The sequence below is a fragment of the Acetomicrobium mobile genome, assembly GCF_937920065.1.
The window spans coordinates 1-3895 of record NZ_CALETC010000243.1 but is presented as its reverse complement, the minus strand read 5'-3'; the positions used below and the strand labels follow the sequence as shown (position 1 = coordinate 3895).

The window sequence follows — 3895 nt, the reverse complement described above, 5'->3', positions numbered from 1 at the left end:
CCTACAAGACTTTGATAAGACTAGAACTTTATAAACTCGAGAAGCACTTCATGGGTGAAGATATGTACAGGCCTTTTGTGGCAGAGTGGTGACCAGTGATATGTATGTGATAATGGTCTACGATGTTGGAGAAGAACGCGTTGCGAAGGTTCTAAAGACGGGGAGGAAGTATCTTACATGGATTCAGAATTCTGTTTTTGAGGGACAAATTACAGAATCGAAGTTGGAGAAACTCAAGACGGAACTTAAGAAAATAATAGAGCCAGAAAAGGATAGTATCATATTCTTCAAACTTAGAGAAGCCTACTTGACGAAAAAAGAGATTATTGGTCGAGAAAAGCATGACACCTCTAACATCATATAAAAATCTGTCGACCCCAGATAATGCAAAAAACCCGGGACTTTGACAGAATGCACTCATTGAGCAACGGCATCGAGGAATCCAATACTTCATGGTAAAATGTTTTAGAAAAGGCTTTCCGTCATCGCAGGCAAAGTTTTTGTGCAAGAGGCGTTTTACTGCAGGGACGGTGGGTGTTTCTAGCTTACCTACGAGGGATTGAAACGATCCTTGAGCGACGAGGCTATGGACCCAGATCTTCGTTTCTAGCTTACCTGCAAGGGATTGAAACCAGCACAAAGGTAATTGAAGGAAAGCGACAAGTTTAGTTTCTAGCTTACCTACGAGGGATTGAAACTTTGGAAAGAAACGTGAGAAGAGCAATATTTAGAAGAATGGAGGAATGAATGAGAAAAACTGCTTTCAACGATGTGTCGGTAACCCTGGCACGCCCGTTTGTTAAATGGGCTGGCGGTAAAGCTCAACTATTGGATACCTTTAGGGATTATTATCCCAGAGCACTTCAGACTGGCCGGGTTAAAAGATATATCGAACCCTTTGTTGGTGGAGGCGCTGTGCTGTTTGACATTCTGCAAAGCTATAATGTTAAGGAAGCCTTTGTTTTTGACATTAACGAAGATTTGATAAATGCTTATAATGTTGTAAAATATTGCGTTAATGAGCTCATTGAGATACTTTCATTTTTGGAACGGGAATACTTGAGGGCGGATGAAGAAGAACGTAAGCATATGTATTATGATATTAGGAATTTATACAACAATGCCAATAAACAGCCGGGCTTGAATGTGGAAAGAGCCGCTCAATTCATATTTCTCAATCACACATGCTTTAATGGTTTGTATAGAGTAAATAAGGCGGGACTTTTCAATGTGCCGGCGGGGCGCTATAAAAATCCTAAAATCTACGACGAAGAAAACCTATATTCGGTTAGCAATGTGCTTAAAAAAGTTAGTATATTCGCTGCTGATTATAAGGCGAGCTTGAATTATGTAGATAAGGATAGCTTTGTCTACATTGATCCGCCATACAGGCCGCTTACTGCTACAGCCCGTTTTACATCATATAGCAGATATGACTTTACCGATGACGATCAAATCGAGTTAGCTCAAGTCTTTAGAGAGATGAATAAGATGGGTGCTTTGCTAATGCTCAGCAACTCTGATCCGAAAAACGTTGATTTAAATGATAGCTTTTTTGACGAATTATATAAGGATTTTCATATTTATAGAGTTTACGCTAAGCGCAGCATCAATGCTAAGGCCGATGGAAGGGCGAGCATTAGTGAGCTGATTGTGACAAATTATAAAGTAAAAAGAGGAGTATATGAAATATAGCAACCTATTTTATAAACTTATAAGTTGCAAGGATGAGGATGATGTATTTGAATACCTTATAAGAAATTTGAAAGAAACTATTATAAGCTGGGATTTTTTTGTAGCATGGGAAAAAGTGATTAACAAGGTGGAGGATATAGAAATCTCGCTTAACTTGCTTAACTATCTCGTTGGGAAAGAGAATATAACCGAAAAGTTTGCAGAGCTTGTCTCAAAGTATCCGGAGGTAATTGATGTTTTGCCAGTACTTGTTGCATGGCGAGCGAAAAACGTTAAAGTGCTCGACCCTCTTGATGATAATATCTTTAATTACAAAGAATACTCTTTTGAGAAAAAGTCTTCATACACAACTGAAGAAATAGCATCATTGACCGAATTTGCAGATAAGACAGGCCTGCTTGCTATGTTTAAAAATGAGAATATAAAAAGCGTCGTAGATTATGTTACTGGTGTCGAAGTTGGCCTTGATACGAATGCAAGGAAGAATAGAAGTGGTGCGGCTATGGAAATGATAACCGAGCTATTGATAAAAAGGATTTGCGCCAAGAATCGCTATAATTATATTTCACAAGCTACTGCTCATAAAATAAATGAATTGTTTGGTTATGAGGTAAAAGTTGATAAATCGGAGCGTTCATTCGATTTCGCCATAGACAATGGGGATAAGCTTTATCTTGTCGAGACGAACTACTACGGTGGAGGAGGCTCTAAGTTAAAAGCAGTGGCAGGAGAATTTGTGACTTTGTGTAGGTTTTTAAAAAGAGAAACGCCGCAGCATACCTTTATTTGGATAACAGACGGCTTGGGCTGGAAGACGGCAAAAAAACCATTGAGGGAAGCGTTTGATGAAGTCGATTATATATTAAACCTCTCCATGCTGGAAAACGGAGTGTTGGAGAACATTATATTGGAAGGACTATAAAGGTATGTCGCTAAAAGTGAAGTGTCCTATATGTGGCTATAAATGCACCAAGACGGAGTATGCAAAACATCTTGAATCGTACCACGTTGAAGATTATCAGCGTATCGTAGACGAAATAAACAAAGATATAAAGAATGGCATGAGCATAAAAGATGTAGCGCAAAAGAATTCCTTGACTGAAAGGTTCGTAAAAGGTGTGCTTGGTTATAGGACATTAGTAAAAGAAGAAATGACAAATTATAATGTTAGCAAAGCAAAAACTGAAATATGGGAGCCTGAGGATTTTTCTTTGGAAACAACTACTGTATGGGGTTTTCCTGACAGAGGTGATTGGGCAACTCATTCTGGCAAATACCGGGGTAACTGGTCACCTTATATACCCAGAAATGTGATATTGAGATATTCAAATGAAAATGATGTTGTACTGGATCAGTTTGTAGGAAGTGGGACTACACTTGTGGAGGCAAAGTTATTGGGAAGAAGGGGGTTAGGCGTCGATATAAACCCCGATGCAGTAAAACTTGCGCTGTCAAATGTTAATTTTGAACATAAGTGCGGCTTGGCTGACGTACATATTGGAGATGCAAGAAACCTCGATTTCGTAAAAGATAGTAGCATTGATCTTATCTGCACTCATCCGCCATATAGCAATATTATCAAATATAGCGATAATATAGAGGGAGATCTTTCACATTACGACATACCTGAATTTTTAAAAGAAATGTATAAAGTAGCGTCAGAATCATATAGGGTCCTAAAAAGAGGTAGATTCTGCGCTGTTCTTATGGGTGATACGCGCAGAAAGGGTAACATTATACCTCTTGGTTTTAGAGTTATGGAAGTATTTTGCAAAGCGGGGCTTACTCTAAAGGAGATCGTCATAAAGGAACAGCACAACTGTACTTCAACAGGCTACTGGAAAAAGCAGAGCATAAAATATAATTTTTTGCTAATAGCGCACGAATATCTATTTATATTTAAAAAATAGCTTTTGGGGCAGTTTGAGGAGGCCATGTCTGCTGGGAAGAAAATGGAGGGCGGCATGGACAAGCTTGATACATGAAATGTTTGCGCTATTAGTGGTCAAACTCAAAGGTGGTATGCTTGAGGACCATATGGTCCGCTGCAAGCAAAAAAATGTTTATCAAAAGGAATAAAAAAGCGAGTATTACTCATTTCAGCTTTTAGCTTACCTACAAGGGATCGAAACTGATGTCGGCCTTGCCTGTGAGCTAGGCCTGTATGCAAGTTTCTAGCTTACCTACAAGGGATTGAAAC

At 38.9% G+C, this 3895-nt stretch carries 4 protein-coding genes; all 4 read left to right on the top strand.

The features are described from left to right. Window positions 1-100: 100 nt before the first annotated feature. The 4 genes from cas2 (at window position 101) to Q7P41_RS09160 (ending at window position 3605) form a co-directional block, all read left to right on the top strand. Window positions 101-364 (top strand): CRISPR-associated endonuclease Cas2, encoded by a 264-nt coding sequence (gene cas2 / locus Q7P41_RS09175; protein ID WP_012544435.1) that lies wholly within the window; start codon window positions 101-103, stop codon window positions 362-364. Window positions 365-747: 383 nt separating this feature from the next. Next, entirely contained in the window at window positions 748-1695 is a 948-nt protein-coding gene (locus Q7P41_RS09170) for a DNA adenine methylase (RefSeq protein ID WP_012543803.1), read from the top strand. Beyond that, window positions 1685-2617, top strand: a complete 933-nt coding sequence (locus Q7P41_RS09165) for a type II restriction endonuclease (protein WP_012544252.1) — start codon at window positions 1685-1687, stop codon at window positions 2615-2617. Before Q7P41_RS09170 ends, Q7P41_RS09165 begins: the two co-directional genes overlap by 11 nt. A 16-nt stretch (window positions 2618-2633) precedes the next feature. After that, entirely contained in the window at window positions 2634-3605 is a 972-nt protein-coding gene (locus tag Q7P41_RS09160) for a TRM11 family methyltransferase (protein ID WP_303883687.1), read from the top strand. Window positions 3606-3895 lie beyond the last annotated feature (290 nt).